At 45.0% G+C, this 20,777-nt stretch carries 18 protein-coding genes and 1 pseudogene; 2 read left to right on the top strand and 17 right to left on the bottom strand.

Translation table 11 applies throughout. The features are described 5' to 3' along the window. Positions 1-54: 54 nt before the first annotated feature. The 14 genes and pseudogenes from H6F74_RS31200 to H6F74_RS24710 all read right to left on the bottom strand — a co-directional run bounded on the left by H6F74_RS31200 (position 55) and on the right by H6F74_RS24710 (position 14,367). Positions 55-162, bottom strand: coding sequence for a PAP/fibrillin family protein (locus H6F74_RS31200; RefSeq protein ID WP_347269552.1), 108 nt, complete (start codon positions 160-162; stop codon positions 55-57). Positions 163-300: 138 nt separating this feature from the next. Beyond that, a complete protein-coding gene (locus tag H6F74_RS24770) occupies positions 301-1,656 on the bottom strand; it encodes a hypothetical protein (RefSeq protein WP_190444801.1) in 1,356 nt (451 codons plus the stop codon). A gap of 78 nt (positions 1,657-1,734) precedes the next feature. Beyond that, positions 1,735-1,899 (bottom strand): annotated as a pseudogene (locus H6F74_RS24765) (nucleotidyltransferase family protein); the annotation flags it as partial. 35 nt (positions 1,900-1,934) lie between these two features. Further along, positions 1,935-2,570, bottom strand: coding sequence for a Uma2 family endonuclease (locus H6F74_RS24760; protein WP_190444799.1), 636 nt, complete (start codon positions 2,568-2,570; stop codon positions 1,935-1,937). Positions 2,571-2,645: 75 nt separating this feature from the next. Continuing rightward, complete coding sequence (locus H6F74_RS24755; RefSeq protein WP_190444798.1) at positions 2,646-2,807, bottom strand: hypothetical protein; 162 nt, start codon at positions 2,805-2,807, stop codon at positions 2,646-2,648. Positions 2,808-2,873: 66 nt separating this feature from the next. Further along, positions 2,874-3,284, bottom strand: a complete 411-nt coding sequence (atpC, locus tag H6F74_RS24750; protein ID WP_190422420.1) for an ATP synthase F1 subunit epsilon — start codon at positions 3,282-3,284, stop codon at positions 2,874-2,876. Between the two features lie 99 nt (positions 3,285-3,383). Then, positions 3,384-4,832 carry a F0F1 ATP synthase subunit beta gene (atpD, locus tag H6F74_RS24745; protein ID WP_190444797.1) on the bottom strand — a complete coding sequence of 483 codons (1,449 nt, stop codon included), beginning with the start codon at positions 4,830-4,832 and terminating at the stop codon, positions 3,384-3,386. A gap of 593 nt (positions 4,833-5,425) precedes the next feature. Beyond that, positions 5,426-6,103 carry a hypothetical protein gene (locus tag H6F74_RS24740; RefSeq protein WP_206756350.1) on the bottom strand — a complete coding sequence of 226 codons (678 nt, stop codon included), beginning with the start codon at positions 6,101-6,103 and terminating at the stop codon, positions 5,426-5,428. Between the two features lie 1,202 nt (positions 6,104-7,305). Next, positions 7,306-9,165 (bottom strand): PKD domain-containing protein, encoded by a 1,860-nt coding sequence (locus H6F74_RS24735; RefSeq protein WP_190444796.1) that lies wholly within the window; start codon positions 9,163-9,165, stop codon positions 7,306-7,308. An 875-nt stretch (positions 9,166-10,040) separates the two neighbouring features. Then, on the bottom strand, positions 10,041-10,316 hold the full coding sequence (minE, locus tag H6F74_RS24730) for a cell division topological specificity factor MinE (protein ID WP_190444795.1): 276 nt from the start codon (positions 10,314-10,316) through the stop codon (positions 10,041-10,043). A 20-nt stretch (positions 10,317-10,336) separates the two neighbouring features. Beyond that, positions 10,337-11,143: a septum site-determining protein MinD gene (gene minD, locus H6F74_RS24725; RefSeq protein WP_190444794.1), complete on the bottom strand. Its 807-nt coding sequence runs from the start codon at positions 11,141-11,143 to the stop codon at positions 10,337-10,339. A gap of 271 nt (positions 11,144-11,414) precedes the next feature. Further along, on the bottom strand, positions 11,415-12,215 hold the full coding sequence (minC, locus tag H6F74_RS24720) for a septum site-determining protein MinC (RefSeq protein WP_190444793.1): 801 nt from the start codon (positions 12,213-12,215) through the stop codon (positions 11,415-11,417). 128 nt (positions 12,216-12,343) lie between these two features. After that, positions 12,344-13,693, bottom strand: a complete 1,350-nt coding sequence (locus tag H6F74_RS24715) for a four-carbon acid sugar kinase family protein (RefSeq protein ID WP_190444792.1) — start codon at positions 13,691-13,693, stop codon at positions 12,344-12,346. Between the two features lie 2 nt (positions 13,694-13,695). Next, positions 13,696-14,367 (bottom strand): hypothetical protein, encoded by a 672-nt coding sequence (locus H6F74_RS24710; RefSeq protein WP_190444791.1) that lies wholly within the window; start codon positions 14,365-14,367, stop codon positions 13,696-13,698. 217 nt (positions 14,368-14,584) lie between these two features. Here H6F74_RS24710 and H6F74_RS24705 point away from each other — a divergent pair, with 217 nt between their 5' ends. Next, entirely contained in the window at positions 14,585-15,292 is a 708-nt protein-coding gene (locus tag H6F74_RS24705; RefSeq protein WP_190444790.1) for a DUF4230 domain-containing protein, read from the top strand. Between the two features lie 97 nt (positions 15,293-15,389). Continuing rightward, positions 15,390-18,077 carry an ATP-binding protein gene (locus H6F74_RS24700; RefSeq protein ID WP_190444789.1) on the top strand — a complete coding sequence of 896 codons (2,688 nt, stop codon included), beginning with the start codon at positions 15,390-15,392 and terminating at the stop codon, positions 18,075-18,077. Positions 18,078-18,103: 26 nt separating this feature from the next. Here the strand turns inward: H6F74_RS24700 and H6F74_RS24695 are convergent, their stop codons facing one another. The 3 genes from H6F74_RS24695 to leuB all read right to left on the bottom strand — a co-directional run bounded on the left by H6F74_RS24695 (position 18,104) and on the right by leuB (position 20,681). Beyond that, on the bottom strand, positions 18,104-18,925 hold the full coding sequence (locus H6F74_RS24695) for an A24 family peptidase (RefSeq protein WP_190444812.1): 822 nt from the start codon (positions 18,923-18,925) through the stop codon (positions 18,104-18,106). 310 nt (positions 18,926-19,235) lie between these two features. Further along, positions 19,236-19,499: a hypothetical protein gene (locus H6F74_RS24690; RefSeq protein ID WP_190444788.1), complete on the bottom strand. Its 264-nt coding sequence runs from the start codon at positions 19,497-19,499 to the stop codon at positions 19,236-19,238. Positions 19,500-19,592: 93 nt separating this feature from the next. Then, positions 19,593-20,681 (bottom strand): 3-isopropylmalate dehydrogenase, encoded by a 1,089-nt coding sequence (gene leuB / locus H6F74_RS24685; protein WP_190444787.1) that lies wholly within the window; start codon positions 20,679-20,681, stop codon positions 19,593-19,595. Positions 20,682-20,777 lie beyond the last annotated feature (96 nt).

The raw sequence follows: 20,777 nt of genomic DNA, 5'->3' as shown, positions 1-20,777 counted from the left end.
CGCATTCTTCATAATTGCAGAGTTGATAGAACGCGATCGCTCAAAACGCCCAACTCACTCGCGACGAAATACAAACAGATTGCCTGTTCCACCTCGTCCTACCCTTATTTCCTGGTCTAAGTAGGAGGTTGTCCACTCTGCCTCATTTTGGAGAAATTCCAATACTGGAATTTTCAGTTCAGGAAAACTTATTCTCAAATTACCCTGAAAGGTGCAATCCAATTTTCGGGTGCAAAAGATTTACTTCTACACGGCTTCTAGCTTTGAGGACAAATGGGTGAGCAACAACCGCGCTACTCCCTACTCTTCTGCTAACAGTGCGATGACTCTCTCAATTTCTTCTACTTGGGTAGCACTGCTTGGCTCCTGTTTGAGCTTCTTAAGTAAAGCAATAGCTCCATCTCGCTTGTTACAAACCTGCTTCAGCTCTTTTTCAAGCACTTTTACCTTCTGCTTTGATTCTTGCTCTCTTGAGCTTTGTTCATGCTGGCGTTTTTCATTCTCTCGGCGTTTAAAGTCTAGCATTAAGTTAATACAATCGATAAACTTTTGAATATCATTTCGTGGTTCTACAGACTCAAACAGTTGAGATTCATCAGGATATCGTTCCGAGTATTTTTTAATTTCTTCCTTTACTTTCTGCAATTCAAAAAAATCGGATACAGGGGTTTCCAGTATCAAAGATTTAAATTTAGATTCCTCTAAATCTTTAGAGCCGCTATCTAGATACAAAACATATCTGTCAAAAACTTGAGCTATAAACTCGATTAACGTATTATAGCTTTGCCCAGAAATAGGACAGACCCCTGCATGACGGTTTTGTTCAGCTAATCTAGTTACCACAATTAATGAACACTCATCTATAACAAGTTTTTTTCTTAGAATTTTCCATTCTTTATCTATGTCTTTATTACTACTTCCTGTTTTTGCTACTATAGCTCGCCTGATATTTTCGAGCGCTCGATAACAGTATAAAGGAGTATAGCCCTCCCTTATAATGGCTTCTCTAAAATCAGTTAAAGCTCCGGCAAAATGATGTTTGGCTACTGTTGCAGCGTCAGGAATTGAATTAAAAGCTTGTTCGCTAGCTGATTCGTCAGTAGATAAAGGATTGAATAATAGATTGAGAATTATTTCAACCTGTTTTTCTGTGCCAAGCTCTGCGAATGGGCGTTTACTTTGGCTTTGTTCAGCGGTTTCTAAAAAACTACTAATTTCTATATACTGTCCATCAGGAAGTTGTACACGAACAATTTCTATGTCAAAACCGCTCTTGTAAATGTAGTTTAAGGTATTTACGATAACAGCGACAGCCTGCTTAACAACATTCCTTAGTGTTTGTAAAAAGCCATATTCATTAGTCAAGTTTTCGTTTACGTCTGTAACTTTAATTATTAAATCAGACTTGTACTGAGAAAGAGCAACTTTAAAGCTGATAAATGAGTTATGAAAAATTATCCTTGGATTGAATGTAACTAGCGGAAGATAAAATTTATAGCCAGAGCTATAGAAATCATGAGCGGGTCTTAGTTTGGCAAAAAAAATGTACTCATTCATACCTGAAGTGAATGGAGGCAGCGGAAGATAAAATTTATAACCAGAGCTATAGAAATCGTGATCGGGTCTTAGTTTGGCAAAAAAAGTGTACTCATTCATACATTTGCCTCATGCTAATCGCCTAAAGATAAAATTGTACTATAAATGTAGTATAACAAGCCGTAATCCGAACCGTTTGATGACTAACTGGCACTCATTGCCAAATAGCGATCGCCAAACCGTATTTCGTACCGCACCACCTGCTAACCACCTGTCAGGGAGATTGATAAGGGAGATTGCCGGTAACACAACACCAACCGGCGAATCAACCAAAATCTTCTGGAGGCGAGTTGCACCATTCATGTTTTGCTTGTCTAGTTTTGTTCTAATCTTTCCAGTTATTGACTCAGTTGTATTTTCAGTTCGCGCAGCATCCGACTGGTTCCCTCATCAATGGCTTTTTGTACCAGTTGGGGAATCATTTCGCTAATGGGCAAATCGGGAAAGATAGCACTGACGGATGATTCGGCGTAGCCACCATTTTGTAGAATGTAAATCTTGAGTTGGCGATTCCGATAGATCCACACTTCCGGAATGCGCAGCGCTTCATAGGCGTTCAAGGTAGCCTTTGAAGTAACATCAGACTCAATGGCAAGATCCGGGGGTGGGTAAACCGCTAAATCCATATTGGTGCAACCCCGGACACGACTGGCATTCTGGATGTAAAAGCAGGTATCAGGTTCCACTCCGGCAATTTGTGGTTGCTTTAGAGTAGTTGAGCCAAAATCTTCCCAGTCCCGCCCTTGAGCCTCCAAGATTGTTGTGAGGATGTAAGCAATAATACGATGGGTGCGTTCGTCCAGTGCCAAAGGAGACATGATTTCGAGAGTTCCTCGGTAGTATGCAATGCGGGTGCTGCGCTTTTCTCCCAGTTCCGTAAGAATCTGTTCAAAGTCTTGCCAAGACAAGTTATGAATGCTAATCGTGCTACCGGGAGTGAGTTCAATGGCACGAATGGGAATGGTAACGCTCATTGCTGTTCCTCCGGTGATTACTCAGGTAGCTTCTTCAACCGTAACTCGCCATTCACCCATAATCATCATTAATGACTAGCTGACAGTGATGGCTAAATAGCGATCGCTTCTACCGTATTTCGCACCGCACCACCCGCTAACTACCAGTTGGAGGGATGAAGGAGCGCGATCGCAGATAATATAGTTCCAGTTTGGTGACGCATTACCTGCACCATTTTGTCGGAAATATGGAAACAAAAAACTCCTGCTGTGCATGGACAGAAGGAGTTTTAGAAATAGAAAGGTTTGGCGAAGACTTTTAACTTAAACCATGCCACCAGCAGCTTGAAACCGAGCGCGGGCGCGTTTAAGGGCTTGAGTTGCCTGAATTTGCTCCTGACGGGAGCCGCCACTCTCAGCTTTATTAATTCTGGCTTCGGCTTCGGAGTAAGCAGCACGGGCTTGTTCCCGGTCGATTTTATCGCCCCGTTCGGCACCATTAACCAGAATAGTGACTTCATCATTATCCACTTCTGCGAAGCCACCCATCAGAGCGATCGCTACCCAATCTTTCCCTGGACGAACGCGCATCACACCGATATCCAACGCCGTCAGTAAAGGCGCGTGACCAGTGAGGATACCTAGTTGACCAGTTGTGCTAGGCAGAATCACCTCTTCAGCACTGGAATCCCAAACAGTTTTGTCGGGAGAAACTACACGAATAGTTAAAGCCATAGTTTGTTACTTGTCAGTTGTCAGTTGTAAGTTAGCTCATCGCTAATGCCTAATTTTCAAAACTAGCCATCATTCCATTAGCGATGAGCAATCCTTCAATTAGCCTTTGATTTTTTCGGCTTTAGCCATCGCTTCGTCAATCGTGCCGACCATGTAGAAAGCCTGCTCTGGCAAAGAATCCAGCTCTCCAGAGAGAATTTTCTTAAAGCCGTCGATTGTTTCTGTCAGCTTCACATACTTACCAGGAGATCCGGTAAAGACTTCTGCCACGAAGAACGGCTGAGACAAGAAACGCTCAATTTTCCGCGCACGAGCCACAGTCAAGCGGTCATCTTCAGACAATTCATCTAAACCCAGAATGGCGATGATGTCTTGCAGTTCCTTATAGCGCTGGAGAGTTGCTTGCACTTCACGAGCAATCCCGTAGTGATCTTCACCAACAATAGCAGGCTGCAACATGGTGGAAGTAGAACCCAGCGGATCTACAGCCGGATAAATTCCTTTAGCAGCCAAGCCGCGAGACAACACAGTTGTTCCGTCCAAGTGAGCAAAGGTGGTTGCTGGCGCGGGGTCGGTCAAGTCGTCCGCTGGCACGTACACCGCTTGAACAGAGGTAATCGAACCTTCAGTGGTTGAGGTGATTCGCTCTTGCAAATCTCCCATGTCGGTTGCCAGAGTCGGCTGATATCCCACAGCAGAAGGCATCCGTCCTAGTAGCGCCGACACTTCCGAACCTGCTTGCACAAACCGGAAGATGTTATCAATAAACAGCAACACGTCTTGCTTACTGACATCGCGGAAATACTCAGCCATTGACAGTGCTGCCAAGCCTACACGCATTCTCGCGCCAGGTGGCTCGTTCATCTGACCGTATACAAGAGCGATTTTCGATTCATTGAGATTATCTTTATTAATAACCCCAGACTCGATCATTTCATTGTAAAGGTCATTTCCCTCGCGGGTGCGTTCGCCCACACCGCCGAACACAGACACACCACCGTGGTTGGTAGCAATGTTGTTGATCAGCTCCATCATAATTACGGTTTTGCCGACACCAGCACCGCCGAACAAACCGATTTTGCCGCCGCGTCGATAGGGTGTCAGCAGGTCGATAACTTTAATCCCGGTTTCAAACACTGATGGTTTGGTTTCCAGGTCAGTCAGCTTGGGTGCTGCACGGTGGATGGGGAAGGTTTCCTGTGCATTAACTGGCCCTTTGTTGTCTACAGGTTCGCCCAACACGTTGAAAATCCGACCCAAAGTGGCGGGGCCAACGGGAACGCTGATAGGAGCGCCAGTGTCTACCACGTCCATACCGCGCACAAGTCCATCGGTGGAACTCATAGCAACGGCACGCACTTGGTTGTCGCCCAAAAGCTGCTGCACTTCGCAGGTTACGGACACGTCTTGTCCGGCTTCGTTTTTGCCTTCAACCTTCAAAGCATTGTAAATTTGCGGCATTTTGCCAGTCGCAAATTCCGCGTCGATAACGGGACCGATGATCTGGGTAATACGCCCTACGTTTGTCTTGTCTGTGGTGGCTACCATGCTTGTGCCTATGTTGTGAAGCTATCTATATAGATACAGGAAAACGGTCTTAACATTTAGCAATGCCATTTTCCAGATTACCATGCCACAGCGATCGCACAGCTAGAGATGATCCCTATGAGGATGCGATCGCTATTTATGATTTCCCCTTACTCAACCGGAACGCCTGAACTAAGCTGATTAGACAATAAACTGCCGTGCCAACCACAAGGAAAGCACAGATGCGATCGCCTTAATTGTTAAAGTCAGTTTAAGCTGTTAACGATCAGCTTTGGAGTTGGCGTTTCCGCTTTAGCACTAAAGTTGCACCTAAAGCACCACCAAACAGCAATGTTTTCGTTGATATTACTGGCAAATATAGTCGCCGCCCAGAGTCCCCAGGTCAATCATCTTACCCTTTTCCCGCAATAAGGCAAGGCGTGACCCTTCTGACTGTGCCAGGCGTAGGCTCCCCATCAACCCTGATATGAATTGTAACTGATAAACAAAACTTATGTTCTATGTCATGCTGTAGGTGCTTCGCCTTGCCTGAGATGAAGCGTTACCCCTATTTGTTTTACATAGAATTGAGACTATTTTCCTTAGCTTTATTGTCACTGTTTGCCCAACAGCCGCGACCGGATACCTAAAGCACAAAATGCTAATGTACCCAACACAGAAGAGGTTTCAGGGATTTCACGGGCGGCCAAACGGAACTCAGCCATAGCAAAACCATTAGCAGCACCGCCTGTCCGGTCAGTGATTGTGACGGAGGAAAGCACACCTCCATTAGTGGCGTAGAATCCGAAATACTTGCTACCTCCAAAACCATCTATTTCTTGCGTCAGAGTTGCCAGACTACTATCAATAACCGTTACTGTAATTTTGTATGTACTAAACATATTTGGCTCTACATACAAATCAAACGCAGAAATACCGAAGGGCAATTTAATCTTTGTGGTCACAACATTAGAGCCGCTATAGTACACCTCGCCCATGTAGCCATGACTCCAAGTTGTCCAGCTCGAACCAATATATCGTTTTTCTACCGTAGGGCTGAAAGTTAAGTTGCCAAACGGTGAAGAAAGAGTCGAAACCGACGATAACTCCCCGAAGGGGCTATCTGGAACCGTCACCATATTGAAACCTAGATTGGCTAAGGTGTCTGTTCCTGTTGCCCATGATCCAGAATCGTCTACTGCAATAATTGCCGCCTTAACAGGGGGCGCATTAGCTAAAGATCCAAGGGTTATAAATGCTACGCCAGCAGTAATCATAGATAGCTTTTTCATAAAAGCTGAGGTTTTCATAGGACTCATTTTTCTACAAGTGTGCATATTCACAGGAAACGTCTTGATAAGTGCGTTTATTTGCACTGTTGATCTAGCGATTCTGAAAGATTTAGCGTTTGTGTACTCTTACTGGGTTGCTAGTTGCGATAGTAGAGTCACCAGAAATTTGCTTCATTAGTAAGAATCAATCACCAGCAAAAATGACTTAAGATCATTTCCTATTAATTGCTTTAAGCAAGTACCTGCACAGATGATGAAAAGATATTGCCTCAGTCGTTAATAGAAGCCGTCAGGAATCTTACTGACAAAAATTATATGTCCCTCAAATTTAATGTTGATTCAGTAACTTTCCTGACGTCTGATTGCAACATTTGTTTCTCTAAAAGCTGCTTATTTCATATGTAGACTGAAATTCTTATTTGCTAAGCTTGCTTAGAACATAGCTAGGCAAAGTTTGGCATATATTTAATGGCGATGGCTAGTAGTTATACGTAATCTTTATTAAAAAAACATATTTAACTACGGTATTTTCAGATACCGATAGACAATTAAGTAGCTATATCACTTATTGCATATAGCTTGCACGATTCCTAAGAAGGGCTTGATTACATTAAATATATAAAATTTTAGTAAAGCGTGATTGTAAGAAGATGTTATTTCTATAGGTATCCGGGTATACTTTTGAGCTATTTTTTCGACAATATGTGCTGTTGAAATATCCCTAGAGCATTTTATTTTGGCTCAAGCCTGCTGAGATTAAAATACTTTTTATGGCGGCGATATAAGACGGAGTTAGTGTTGTATTTGTATTAATTGTTGCTTTTGTTTGAAATACTCAAGCTCTGGTAAAATAAGAAATAAAGCAATTATAAACTGGGAAGAGAAGCAGGCATAGGAAGTAAGATTTCTATTTTTGTGAAAGAAAAATTCACCCTTTTCCTGGGGGCGCATTCAATACCATAACTTTAACCATGTTTTAAAAAAGTGTATTTTAAAACACACTTTTTCCGGCTTAAGGTTTCTGTAGGGTTGCAGGAAGGATGAAAGCGATCGCACTTAACTTTCCCACTTTTGGAAAAATACCCGTGCAGCTCTGGCTTACAAAGCCAAAGCTGCACGGGTAGACTTAGTTTGTAAAACATTAAGGCAACGCCTGCGGGTATATATACACGCAGGCGTTGCACCCCTAAGTAACGGTTACGCTAAATTTTTCGCTGGTGTTTACGCTTATAGGCTATACCAGCACCCACAGCACCAAACGCGAGTAAACCGAACGCCGAAGAAGGTTCCGGAACGTGTTCAACTGCCACGTCAAAAGAACTGTAAGTAAAACCGTTATTACCATCAGAGACTTTTAACTTAACGTTATAAACACCGTCATTGTTAAAAGACCACTGCCCATCGGTGCCAAAGAAATCATCATACTCCCCATCATCATCCAAGTCCCAAGCAAAGCTGAGAAGATCGTTGATACCCGGATCAGTTGCGGTAGCACCAAAATCAAACAACTCACCTTCTAAAACACTAATAGCCTTAGTGATGCTGGTAATCGTCGGCGCAACGTTCTCCACTGTGACGTTAAAAGAACCGAAATCAAAACCGCGATCGCCATCGGCGACTCGCAACCCCACGGAATTGACACCTACATCTGTAAAGGAATATTTTCCGGTTTGAGACCTGTGGTCATCATACCTACCGTCACCATCCAAATCCCAGCGATATCTGAGAATATCGTAGATTCCCGGATCGGTAGCAGTAGCGGCAAAATCGAAGGATTCGCCTTGTTTAACCGTTAAATTTTGGGTGAGGCGGGTAATTGTGGGAGCAACGTTCTCCACCGTCACGTTAAAAGAACCGTAATCATACCCACCATCGCCATCGGAAACTTGCAGCTTGATGGCATTGGAACCCTCATCCGCAAAGGAATGTCTCCCCCTAATGCCAGTCCGATTATCATACTGACCGTTATTATCCAGGTCCCAATTGTAGGTGAGAATATCATTGATACCCGGATCGGTGGCTCTAGCAGCAAAATTGAAGCGATCGCCTTCTTTGATCGTGATATTTCGGGTGAGTCTATTGATGGTAGGAGCGACATTTAAAACAGTTAATGTCCTCGTGACAACACTTGTTTCACCTTTATCGTCCTGTACTTGCGCCGTTAAAGCATGGGTTCCCTCATCAACATAAGTCCCTAAAGGCACAGTCACAGAACTGCCTCCGGCAGTATTTACCGCACTCCCAATAACATTGCCGTTCAGCCAGAAAGTAAGCGGATCGTTATTCGCATCACTGCCATATACGATTGGCGATACCGATTGACCCTCATTGATCGTGTAATTGTCCAAACTCACTATCGGTGCGACGTTTGGTGGTGGTGGCGGTGGTGGCGGTATGACAGGTGGCGGTGGTGGTGGCGGTGGTATGACAGGTGGCGGCGGTGGTGGCGTGATAGGTGGTGCTGGCTCTAGCGGCTTAACCGGATCGTTTGTGGTGCCGCTATCAGTATCGGCAATAAATGTCATTGTCCCGTTAAATCCGCTGTTCCATACCATTGCGAGACGTCCAAACAAGTCTCCCCGCGAAATGTCAATCGGTACAGAGTAGGCGTGGTTATCCGGCCTTTTTCCAGATACTACCTCGAAGTTCCAACCATCTGCTGAGTTCGGCGTATATTCGCTATCTCTACTTCTGATCCGATCGAAAACAGCATTTCCGGAAATAGCATCAATCAGTAGAGAGTTAAGCGAATTGCCACCAGAGTAAGAAAATGTCCAGCCGTAGGCGCTATTTTGGGAACTATAACCGTAGGTATCGCCACGTTGGGTGAGTGACCAGCCAGTACCAAACGCTCCTCCTGAATTAGAGCCTGTGGCACCCCAGTTTGCAATTTCGTAGCTTCCATCAAGGAAGCCAACCTTAACTTGCATCCCACTCATCATATTTCCGGTAGTTTTAAAGCCAGTGAGAGTTGTTGCCTGGGAGGGTGTGGCTGTGGTTCCTATGACAATAAAACTTGCGCCAACAATAGCAGTTGCTAGATTCCTGAAAGAGATATTCATAAACCCGGTTGCTCCTCAATGGTAGATTTTTGAAATGGTTAAGATGCGTCTGATTTTATAAATTAAAATCTACCTCCTTTTTTTTCTAAAAAAGCTTAATACAACAGGCTGAACCAAGGCTTATTATTAGCAATATTCTAATAAATTTTTTAGCCAGCCAAAGCCTCGAAAAGAATAAACACACTTTTCTAGACGTAATAATAAATAGTGAAGTTCCGGAAAATTTATAAATTTCGTTATATTTATTTGAGGGTTTATATAACTTTTTGCAGGCAAAAGCTAGAGCTTAGAAGCTTAATGAAAAGGCAAAAAAGTTTGCCTTTTTACTTTTAACTTCTTACTTTTTATAAATGTTGAAAATCTTCGGACTTCCAACTTTATTTACTTGCGTGAGCGATGTACTCAACGCCAGAAATGCAGTCTCTATCTAAGCTGCAACCTTATCCTATCTTTTGTTTGTAGCGCAGGCGTCTCCCCGGCAAAAGGCTCTTTTGCCTGTCTTACATACAAATGAAATAGGGCTGCTACAGTGCAGCTTTTTTTATTTCTAATCTTGCTCTCCGATAGAGATCGCAACTTAGAAAAGTGTTGCATACCTTATCTGGAAAAAACCAGTATTTCTGTGCAATCTTTATAGAAAAAATATATTTAGCTAGGTAAAATTTAGATTAAAACGTACAATAAATCAGCCAGATAGCTGAGCTTACATGATTTGTAAGCATCCTACCCCTAAGTGATTGTACTGAGATGATGTGAAGTTTCAGTAAAGGCTGACGTGAGGTGCGGGATGTATGGATACCTTAGGAGTATCTACAAAATAAACCGCGCGATCGCAACAACGCCACTACTTCCTAAAAATGGCAGATGAATGATCGCTACTCAGTGTCAGGCTTAACGCGCCGGATGGGTAAATTAGCAATTAACGCCGTCGCCCGTTGATTACTTTCTAAAGAAAATTCCAATCCGTCTGTCTCAATTTCAACGTAGCGAGACACAACCTCCATAATTTCTTTCCGCATTGACTCAACCATCTCTGGCGTTAAGTCAGCGCGGTCGTGAGCGATCACCAATTGCAGACGGCGCTTGACTTCCGCACGGCTGTTGTCAGCACCCATGCGAGGAAAAAGTCGTTCTAAAAGTTCATTGATCATCGAACTGGCAGAAGTGAAGGTTAGATAATCTTAGACCACAATAATTTTCGGATGCGAGAAAAGACGTTTTCCTTAGCAGCATCCAAATCAATAAACTCGATTGGCTCACCTTCTAGGCGGCGTGCAATATTGTAAAACGCCATTCCCGGTCGGGAGAGATTTTCAGCCAATACCAAGGGTTCGCCTCGGTTGGTGGAGACAATTACCCGCTCGTCGTCAGGAACAACGCCAATTAGGGGAATGGAGAGAATTTCTTGCACGTCTTCCACTGACATCATGTCATTGGCTTGCACCATCGCGGGTCGAATGCGGTTGACAATCAGGCGGGTGCTTTTGATAGTGTGTGCTTCCAGTAAGCCAACAACGCGGTCAGCGTCGCGCACGGCGGCAATTTCCGGGGTAGTGACGATCAAGGCTTCTTGGGCGGCTGCGATCGCATTCTGGAAGCCCATCTCAATACCCGCCGGAGAGTCAATCAAAACATAATCGTACTTTGCAGCTAACTCATTGACCAACTTCTTCATCTGGTCTGGAGTAACTGAATCCTTAGTTCGATTTTGGGCAGCTGGTAGCAGCACCAGTCCCGGTTGGCGCTTATCTTTCACCAAAGCTTGATCCAGCCGACACTCACCAGCCAGAACTTCAACAGCAGTGTAGACAATGCGATTTTCCAACCCCAGCAACAGATCCAAATTTCTCAGACCGAAATCCGCATCCACCAAGGCAACTTGCCGCCCCAATCGAGCTAGAGCCATGCCCAAATTTGCCGTTACAGTGGTTTTTCCTACCCCTCCTTTGCCGGAGGAAATTACAATAATGCGACTCATGTTGAAAGATTTGTTTTTTGACTTCTGATTTTGTTCTAGGCGCGGTTTATTGCGGCTTTGTTTTTGCCTTTTAAATTATGTTAATGGCTTAGCTTTTGAGTTTTGTAGTTGTGAATATATAGTTATCACTCAAAAATAATAACTCCTTAACCGAAAACTAGCGCAAAACATTGGTGAGAGTGGGAGAGCGGGAGAGGGAGAGAATGTAGCTAGTTCCCTCTCAGAGACTGGGAACTAGCCATTATTTTTTTGCCTTTTAAGTTTTGCCTGTTTATCCCCTAGCCCCCAGTGATGAAAATTGGGTTTTGGCAAAATCAGCAGCTTTAGCGATGCGAATTCCTTCCGGCGTTACATAAGCAACCTCCGGGTAAAATTGAGCAGGTGGCGTTTCCGGCGATCTCGCTAAATAATCGCCTATTCGCAGCTGAGTAGGTTCCATCTGTAGCGCCATAATCAGACATTGAGAATTTCCCTCAGCACCAGCATGAGCAATTCCCCGCAAGCGTCCCCATACTAAAATATCCCCTGCCGCTATAACGCTACCGCCCGGATTTACTTCTCCCAGGATAACGACGGTGCCGGGATGACGAATTTCCATGCCAGAACGCACGGTAGTTTGCAGATACAAAGGTTCTGTTAATAAAGGTGCTGGACTCGAAGGCTTTTCATTCAGGGAAGAAACAGGGGGGGACTGTTCCACCGAGTAGCCAGCAGTAGCAGCAGCAACAGCGGTTTGACGGCGTGAAGTATAAACGCGCTTAAGTTTTAGCTGGTCTTCAGAAAGAGCATCAGCGATCGCTTGCAGCTGGCGTGCATCCAACAAACGATCTTTCGCCACCAAATGCACCGCTGTATTTGGTTGCCAGAAGCGATCGCCTCCATTCAGGCGCTGCTTCAGCTGTTGCCAAAGATCAGACCAGCTGCTAGTAGCAGGTGTCTCCGCTTCTGGGGGCAAAATTAACATTATCCCCTCATCCTCATTTTTGATGCGAACTTGCTCGTGGCAGTTCACCTCCCTTGGATTATCGGGAACAACTGAAACAGCTATAGGAACGGAGGAATCAGAAGTCATGGGCGAAAAGTCTGACCTGGGCGGAATTGACTAATTATCCATAATAGAGGCAAGCGGCTTCTGCTGTAGAAATACTGCTGTCGCTTATCCTAGAAACGCCGGAAGCATCAATCTGGGCTGACGATTTTCTAAAGATTTTTAGTCAAACGTCGATAAACCGTGGCTAACGCATCGGCATCTCCTACATTGCCAGGAAACAGCACCACTGGCAAATTAGGAAACTGAGGATGACTCTCTGGAGTTCGCACCATTGAACATCCAGCCAAAATTTGACCGAGTAACCGCGCTGAAGTCAGCGCCAAACCCGTACTCAAGACATCATTGGAAGTAATCCCACCCTTGCTAATCAGAAAGCCGATATCTGTCGGTAAACCGCGCACAATATCCATCAACAAGGCGGAAACATCTGCCCCAAACTGCAACCTTGTCTCTACATCCTTGAAGCTAAGTTCTTGGCGGCTAGTGTAAACTACTGGCGTTTTACCTGAATTATGCGCCGCTTCAACTTTGGTAAGAGTTTCATTGAGCAGTGTTGCCGACTGATTGGTAGAATCATCAACTAAACGCGCCACCTCAACCTCAATGCCCAATATACCCGGTTCTTGCAATAGCTTTTCTAGCTGTTGTGTCGTCTTTTTGACGTGGGAACCGACTATTACCGCGCCCGGTTTGCCACCCCGCACGTATTGCGCCATATCCTCGGCGGCGACGGCTTGAGGAGGTAAGGCAGCTAAGGCGGTTAAAATACTGGCAGCACTGCGAAATAAGAAACGTTTCCCTTGACTTGCTGCTTTGAGAATATCCTGGGCAAACTTGTTCAAATCGTCTTGGGTTTCCCCATCCACAACACCACACTGATTACCCGTCAAGTTCATCAATCGTTCCCAACTTCCGGCGCGAATATCTGATAATAAAAATCTTTCGACGGTGTTAGCTGGAATCCTACCTTTCGTCTTTTCTTGGACATAATCGGGCAGGTAGGAGTGATGGTAGCCAAAGACAGAATCGCGGGCAAACTCTGTTTCATGAACTGGTGTGGGTACGCCGTCGATAATCAGATAATGTACGCTATCGCGGGTAATTCGTCCCCCCTCGAAGAAAGCTGGAACCAAAAAATGAGCATCAAAGGGGCCAATTTGTTCAGCAATGATATCCGTTTCGACTGGGTAATGTCCGCGCAGGGTGGAGTCGGAACGGCTGACAATTAGAAAATCTTGGATGTCACAGAGGGCGGAGTCCTCGGACTGAAGCGAAGCGATCGCTTCTTTCAAGTTATGGCAAACTTCTCTAGTAACAGCCGTTGCTTCTTGTGGTGTCAGCGCCCTAGTATTTGTCAGCACAAAGAAAATCGGCGACGCATCAGCTAACCCCAATCGCAAGGTTTCCACGTCCCAGCGCGTCAGCAGCAGGCAGCTGTGGACAGTCTGAGAACCAGTGGGGTCATCATCTAGGACAATAATTTTTGGGTTGGTTGTCATCTTCAGTTTGAACGTTGCCCCTGTAATTTTCTCATCTCTTCTTGTACGCTGAGACCAATCTGCAAAGCTTCATTCAATAATTGTCCATATTCACTTGCCTCTTGGCTGACTTGCAACGCTCTCACTGCTGCTAAATTATTGTTAAACAGTTCGCGATTTTTAGCAATCAAGTCTTTGTTCTCTCGCAAAATCCTTTCGGTTCTCAAAGCCTTAACTAAATCTTCTCTTGTCAGTTGCAGTCCGGCAATTACGTTTTCTCGTTCGCTGAGACTTTCTGACATACTGCCAGCATTTTCCAGTTGATCGTGAATATGTATGGCTTTAATAACAGAATTGTATTTATCAACTTCATCAAGCAGATTTATCAGTAATTTCGGGCTTCTTTTTCTTAGCCAAATCCATCGACAGATAGATACTAAAATTGGCGTCGCCATCAATAAAATAATTACAGCAATAATTGAGTAACCAAGAGTAGGTAAAATAATAAAGGTATAAAGAAAGCCACAAATAATAGGAGTAAGCGCTAGTCCGATTAGTAGCTCATTAAATAAAAAATTAAACAGATTTTCAGGTTTTTGGAAAAGTGAGGGTCTGAAGACCTCATCTGTATCAACTCCAGTCAAATGTTTCAGTTCTCCCTTAGTAATTTCCAAACCTTGCAAATCTAGCTGCACAGATTAATACTCCTGGGATATTGAGTTGGCTATTTATGGTATTTTACTCGCGTTTTGCGGAATAAAGGCTATGCGATCGCTTCCGGGAGATAAAGGCTGATTGTGTAACTTTTATGGAGAGGAGACAGGGACATATTCAGCATAATCTGAGCGGAAGCGATCGCTTGGCAGAATTGAAACTACAACTGTTCGGGCGTTTGTTATAAGGAGCAACGGCATGAATGATGAGCGATCTAATCGGCGGGGTGGCAAAAACTACGAGCATCTAAAGAGAAACCTCCTACTGATGACCACAGGGGGCATTTTGCTGGCGACGCTGTTCGTACTGATTGGTATTTGGCGCACGGGTACTCGCTTTGTAGGCGAACTCAATTCTATGTTTAACCCTCCACCTGCCACACCCCAGGTTGATGTACGCTCAGTAGTTGTCCGTCAAGTGAGGAATGCCAGCGAACTAACCACCGCCGTTTTTACAATGGAAGCAGTCGTCCCCACCAGCCAAGATAGAAAATTAGGTGAATATGTTATTGGCACAACCAGACTGCTCTACATTGCTTATGGTGAGGTGAAAGCTGGGGTAGACTTGAGCGACCTAAAAGCTGACAACGTGCAAATTGTCAACGATACTATTCTGCTGCGCCTCCCGCCGCCCCGCATCCTCGACAGCAAAATTGACGTAAATCGCTCTAAAGTATATGACTACGACCGGGGGTTTTTAGGCTTGGGGCCAGACGTAGCACCGCAGTTGCAGACCCTAGCCCAGCAAGAAACGCTGTTGAAAATTATCACCGCTGCTTGTAATCAGGGGTTGTTAAAGCAGGCAAACGACAGAGCAGAGCTAGTTGTTTCCCAGCTTTTGAATGTAGCAGGTTACAAAGAAGTTTTGGTGGAAACTACTTCGCCCCCACCAGAAAGCTGTAAGTGAAGGGACTGGGGAGGATGCACAGGCGTAGAAAATATACAATATAGGCCAAACCCTGAAGGTATATAGCCAGGAAAACTGGTTTATAAAGTACATATTTATGACAAACCCGTCAATACCTTTACTAATGCCTGACTTTCGGACTTTGTTTGAGTCAGTACCAGGCTTGTATCTGGTATTGATGCCAGATTTTACTATCGTGGCGGTTAGCGATGCTTACTTGCGTGCCACGATGACAAAACGGGAGGAAATTCTGGGACGCAGAATATTTGATGTTTTCCCCGACAATCCAGACGATCCCAGTGCTACGGGGGTTCGGAATCTGAAAGCTTCCTTGGAGAGCGTACTACAAAATCGGATGGCGGATACGATGGGGGTGCAGAAGTACGACATTCGCCGCCCGGAATCAGAGGGAGGTGGATTTGAGGAGAAATATTGGAGTCCGATTAATTCGCCAATCTTTGGGGAAAACGAAGAGATTGCCTATATCATCCATCGTGCCGAAGATGTGACAGAATTTGTCCGCCTCAAGCAGTTGGGAATTGAGCAGGACAAGCTCACCGAAGAACTGCAAGCACGAACCCAGCAGATGGAAGCTGAGATTTTCTTGAGAGCGCAAGAGTTACAGGATGTAAACAGACAGCTAAGAGCAGCCAATGAGGAACTAGCAAAGGCGCGTGACGACGAAGCGCACACAGCGCAGGAGCAGATAGCAAGCATTCTGGAAAGCGTGAGTGAGGCGTTTATCGGCTTAGATAGGGAATGGCGGATTACCTATGTGAACCAACAGACGGCGAAGCTTAACGGTAAACAGCCGGAGGACTTCATTGGCAAAATCTACTGGGAGGTTTGGCCCTGGTCAGTAGGGACTCGCCTTGAGAAGGAATATCGTCGAGCAGTTAGCGAGCAGGTAGCTGTTCATTTTGAAGAGTTGTACGAGCCGTTGAATATGTGGTTGGAAATTGATGCTTATCCTACCAAAGACGGACTCGGCATTTATTTTCGGGACATTAGCGATCGCAAAGCTGGGGAGAAACAGCGCGAACACTTGCTCTTCCAAGAGCAGCAACACACAACCCGCTTACAAAAACTGGCTGAAGCAACGTTAGCTATTAACTCGGCTTTGTCAATAGAAGAGGTGTTACAAGTAATTACAGAGCAGGCACGTTCTGTCATCGATGCACACCAGTCAGTCACGAGTGTGACGATTGATCAAAACTGGACTCAGGCGATTAATTCGGTTTCGCTTTCAGATAAGTATGCTGCATGGCGAGATTATGATGAAAAGACTGATGGTTCTGGGATTTACGCCTGTGTCTGCCACATGAATCGCCCGATGCGGATGACTCAGGCTCAACTGGAAGCTCATCCCCGATGGCGAGGGTTTGGAGATGCGGCTGACAAGCATCCACCGATGCGGGGTTGGTTGGCGGCACCCTTGACGGGACGGGATGGACGTAATATTGGTTTGCTCCAGTTGTCGGATAAGTACGAGGGCGAGTTTACCGAAGAAGACGAAGCGATTGTTGTGCAGCTGGCGCAGATGGCATCGGTGGCGATTGAGAATGCGCGGTTGTACGAAGCCCAACAGAATGCACGTACTCAGGCGGAAGCAGCCAACCGAGTTAAGGATGAATTTCTGGCTGTGCTGTCTCATGAATTGCGATCGCCTCTGAATGCCATACTTGGTTGGGCGCAAATGTTGCGATCGCGCTCTTTTGACCAGAAAACTACATTTCGGGCTTTGGATACAATTGAGCGCAATGCCAAGTTGCAAACTCAACTAATTGATGATTTGCTAGATATTTCCCGGATTATTCAGGGTAAGCTGAGTTTGAATGTCTCACAGGTGGATCTAGTATCACCGATTGAGGCAGCAATTGAAACTATGCGTTTAGCTGCTGAAGCTAAGTCGATTAATGTTAAATTTTCGATTTTAGATTCACAATTGCAGGTAAACAAAAATCCCAAATCCCACCCAAATCGCAAATTTCTAATTGCAGGCGATCGCAACCGATTACAACAAGTTATCTGGAATCTGCTCTCCAATGCCATCAAGTTTACATCTTCTGGGGGAATTGTAGAAATTAAACTTGAGGCTATAGGTTCAAACGCGCAAATTCAAGTCAAAGATACAGGTGCTGGAATAGATGCTGATTTTCTGCCTCATGTCTTTGATTACTTCCGCCAAGCTGATAGCAAAATTACCAGATCGTTTGGTGGCTTGGGATTGGGATTGGCGATCGTGCGTCAGCTGATAGAATTACATGGCGGAACTGTTAGCGCCGAAAGTCTTGGAGTTGGGCTTGGGGCAACGTTTGTCGTGCAATTACCGCTTATTAAAGATGAAAGCATAAGTAAGGATGAATTAAATTCATCCCCCATCCCTGATTCCTCATCTTTACCTCTTCAGGGCGTGCGGATACTTGTTGTGGATGATGAAGCCGACACCCGCGAATTTTTGACTTTTGCGCTGGAAGAATATGGTGCCGAAACGATGGTAGCTGCATCAGCAGCAGAAGCGCTAAAAGCATTGGAATTGTATCATCCAGATGTGTTATTAAGCGACATCGGAATGCCAGAAGAAGACGGCTATAGTTTGATCCGCAAAGTGCGATCGCTTTCTTTAGAACGTGGCGGAAGCATAAAAGCTGTAGCACTGACAGCTTACGCTAGAGAGGAAGACCAAGAACGGGCTATCTCTGCCGGGTTCCAGATGCACGTAGCTAAGCCCGTCGAACCAGCAGAGTTGGTGGCGGCGGTGTCAAGTTTAGCGTTTGGTTCTTGAAAGTCATCTATCATCGCAATGGCACTTCAGCTGAGGGGAAAAAATAGTCGCAGGTAAGTGGATAAAATTTCTTTCCCCCAAAAAGCTGTTAAAACCGCTCCCAGTGCCAGAAATGGGCCAAAAGGTATCGCTTGACGGCGCTTTAGTAAACCGAGTGCTAAAGCCCCACCGCCACCAAATGCACCCACCACACACGCTAAAAACCCAGCCAGAAGCAAATACTTCCAACCCAACCAGGCTCCCATCATTGCCGCCAGTTTAGCATCTCCGCCACCCATCGCCGCTTGCCCAAAAACCAATGCTCCGACAATGGTAATGATGTCAAATAACCATATTCCGACAACCGCACCAAAAATACTCGATGACAAATAATTTACCAATCCTACCCAACTTGCCTCTGGGAGAAAACCTGCGATCGCTTGAAACACTAATCCCAAAATTAATCCTGACTGAGTGAGTGGATTTGGCAACGTCATTGTGTCTAAATCTATCAAAGATAGTGCCAAAAGCCAGCTGAAAAAAGCCCAATACCCTAGCGTTTGCCAGGACATTCCAAAAACCAAGAATACCAGCAAAAATAGCGCCCCAGTTGCCGCCTCAACCATTGGATAACGCAGGGAAATCTTACTTCTACAGTGGCGACATCGCCCCTGCAACAACAGCCACCCGAAAATTGGTACATTCTCGCGCTTACCCAGCCGATGCAAGCAATGGGGACAGCGGGAAGGAGGCCAAAGAATCGACAAACCCGCTGGTAGCCGATAAACAACTACATTCAGAAAGCTGCCTATTGCGGCACCCAAGGCAAAGACAATGAAAACAGCAGGCAACGCCAATAGGGTATCCATAATTGGGGATTGGGGGCTGGGGATTGGGGATTGGGGAAGATAGGAAAGCAATTTCTTAATCCCTAATCCCCAATTATCAGCTTCTTCGTGAAATTAGTTTAAATATTTTCAAAAAAATGATATTTTTTCTGATATTCTTATAATATAGTTGATTACTTTTAAATGATTTCCTTTACAATGGAAATCTAACCTAAAATTTAAAAATTGCACAGATTTCCATTATTTAAGTATACATCAATAGGTCAAGCAGTAGACCAAAACTGGATACAAAAAAAAGTTTTTTTGCCTTTTTCAAATTTTCGTGGCAATATCAATAAATTTCAGATTCAATCTGACTAAGAGGTACAAAACATTCTTGTGGCAGGAGAATTGGTTTATTGTAAAAAATCAACTTTCCGCGACAAGTGTATCGGTCAATTGCCACGCCCAAAGGACGCTGTACGCGGTCTGGATGAACTTCTGAGTAAGTGCGATAGATTTGTCTGGCTGCTCTGATGATACTGGGATCTAGCAACACGGGAATCTCTATCCTTTCAGTCCAAGTTTCTGTTCGTTGCTGTGAAGCGTAAACCACTTTTAACCCCTATTGTTTCGTGTTAGCTGTTAATCAAGAGCGTGCAATGGCATCAATCAAGCATGGCAATTTTAAGTTTTGGGAAGAGTTTAATTAGGACTCCTCCAGTGCTTGAATCAAACTATCACCCATTGCGCGACACCCTAAAAGATTCATTCCTTCGGACATGATATCGCCTGTGCGATCGCCTTTATCGAGAACTTGCAATACCGCTTGCTCAATTTTATCTGCGGCAGTAGGCTGATTTAAGCCGTAGCGTAGCATCATTGCGGCACTGAGAACCTGGGCTAGAGGATTTGCCTTATCTTGCCTAGCGATATCGGGGGCAGAACCGTGAACGGGTTCAAAGAGACCGGGGCCAGACGCACCTAAACTGGCAGAAGGTAACATACCAATACTGCCTGTAAGCATAGCGGCAGCATCAGAAAGAATATCACCAAAAAGGTTGCCTGTAACAATTGTGTCGAATTGTTTAGGTCTGCGGACAAGTTCCATAGCGGCGGCATCGACATAGAGGTGAGAAAGATCCACATCGGGATATTCTTTAGAGAGGAGAGTAATGCGATCGCGCCAAAGTTGCGACACCTCTAGCACATTCGCCTTATCCACAGAGCATAGCTTACCGCCGCGTTTTTGCGCTGTTTCAAAAGCTACTCGCCCAATTCTGTCAATTTCCGCCTCAGTGTAAGCCATCGTATTGACACCGCGTTTTTCCCCAGTTTCAGTCTCAAAAATTCCTTTTGGTTGCCCAAAATAAATTCCCCCAGTAAGTTCGCGTACCACCATCATATCGACACCCTCGACAACTTCCCGCTTCAACGACGAGGCATCAACTAGCTGAGGTAATATTTTCGCGGGACGCAAATTAGCAAATAAACCCAATCCCGCCCGAAGTCCCAACAATCCGGTTTCTGGGCGTTGATGACGAGGTAAATTATCCCACTTGTAACCGCCAATTGCCGCCAGTAAAACAGCATCGCTATTACGGCAAGTTGAGAGAGTTTCGTCGGGTAGTGGTGAGGAGGTAGCATCAATCGCTGCACCGCCGAGGAGTGCTTCTGTAAATTCAAAGCTTAAATCGAGTTGCTTCCCTACGACTTTTAAAACATCTACCGCCACTGCCATAATTTCAGGGCCAATGCCATCGCCAGGTAAAAGAGTAATGCGGTAGTTCTGTGCCATAGCTCGTTATGGGTAAATGTTTAATCTGCTGAAAGTGGTTGCAGAGTAAATATAATACACAGCAACTGTACCGATGGAGTTTTTAATCTACTTAGA

Source organism: Trichocoleus sp. FACHB-90 (assembly GCF_014695505.1).
In the GTDB taxonomy this organism is placed as follows: Bacteria; Cyanobacteriota; Cyanobacteriia; order Cyanobacteriales; family FACHB-T130; genus Funiculus; species Funiculus sociatus.
The sequence above is the reverse complement of the archived record's forward strand: the minus strand, read 5'-3'. Positions and strand labels throughout refer to the sequence as shown.

Bases quoted from the DNA above. Each gene is read 5' to 3' on its own strand.
- H6F74_RS24695 (WP_190444812.1), bottom strand. From the start codon at position 18,925: ATGGATACCCTATTGGCGTTGCCTGCTGTTTTCATTGTCTTTGCCTTG.
- H6F74_RS24705 (WP_190444790.1), top strand. From the start codon at position 14,585: ATGAATGATGAGCGATCTAATCGGCGGGGTGGCAAAAACTACGAGCAT.
- atpD (WP_190444797.1), bottom strand. From the start codon at position 4,832: ATGGTAGCCACCACAGACAAGACAAACGTAGGGCGTATTACCCAGATC.
- H6F74_RS24740 (WP_206756350.1), bottom strand. From the start codon at position 6,103: ATGAAAAAGCTATCTATGATTACTGCTGGCGTAGCATTTATAACCCTT.
- atpC (WP_190422420.1), bottom strand. From the start codon at position 3,284: ATGGCTTTAACTATTCGTGTAGTTTCTCCCGACAAAACTGTTTGGGAT.
- H6F74_RS24760 (WP_190444799.1), bottom strand. From the start codon at position 2,570: ATGAGCGTTACCATTCCCATTCGTGCCATTGAACTCACTCCCGGTAGC.
- leuB (WP_190444787.1), bottom strand. From the start codon at position 20,681: ATGGCACAGAACTACCGCATTACTCTTTTACCTGGCGATGGCATTGGC.
- H6F74_RS24735 (WP_190444796.1), bottom strand. From the start codon at position 9,165: ATGAATATCTCTTTCAGGAATCTAGCAACTGCTATTGTTGGCGCAAGT.
- minC (WP_190444793.1), bottom strand. From the start codon at position 12,215: ATGACTTCTGATTCCTCCGTTCCTATAGCTGTTTCAGTTGTTCCCGAT.
- H6F74_RS24700 (WP_190444789.1), top strand. From the start codon at position 15,390: ATGACAAACCCGTCAATACCTTTACTAATGCCTGACTTTCGGACTTTG.
- H6F74_RS24770 (WP_190444801.1), bottom strand. From the start codon at position 1,656: ATGAATGAGTACACTTTTTTTGCCAAACTAAGACCCGATCACGATTTC.
- minD (WP_190444794.1), bottom strand. From the start codon at position 11,143: ATGAGTCGCATTATTGTAATTTCCTCCGGCAAAGGAGGGGTAGGAAAA.
- minE (WP_190444795.1), bottom strand. From the start codon at position 10,316: ATGATCAATGAACTTTTAGAACGACTTTTTCCTCGCATGGGTGCTGAC.
- H6F74_RS24715 (WP_190444792.1), bottom strand. From the start codon at position 13,693: ATGACAACCAACCCAAAAATTATTGTCCTAGATGATGACCCCACTGGT.